This is a genomic window from Xylophilus sp. ASV27 (assembly GCF_016428875.1).
Classification (GTDB): Bacteria; Pseudomonadota; Gammaproteobacteria; order Burkholderiales; family Burkholderiaceae_C; genus Xylophilus.
The window spans coordinates 1-255 of sequence record NZ_JAELTO010000434.1; the positions used below are offsets into that span (position 1 = coordinate 1).

The following is a 255-nucleotide window of genomic DNA, read 5'->3' on the forward strand; positions in this document are numbered from 1 at the left end:
CGGTCTGCTCCAGGCTGCTGGCGGTCTGCTCGGTGCGGATGCTCAGGTCCTGGTTGCCGGCGGCGATCTCCTGCGAGGCGGTCGCCACGCTGTCGGTGGCGCCGCGCACGCCGCCCACCACCTGGCCCAGGAAGGCGTTCATCTGGCCGAGGGCGCGCTGCAGCTCGCCGAACTCGTCGCGCCGGGTGCTGACGATCTGCTGCGTCAGGTCGCCGGCGGAGATGGCATGGGCCAGGTCCACCGAGCGCGCCAGCG

Annotated in this window: 1 protein-coding gene; it reads right to left on the minus strand. The window is 73.3% G+C overall.

All coding sequences use genetic code 11. The features are described 5' to 3' along the window. On the minus strand, positions 1-255 hold a 255-nt coding region (locus JHD63_RS25315), incomplete at both ends, for a HAMP domain-containing protein (RefSeq protein WP_198973211.1).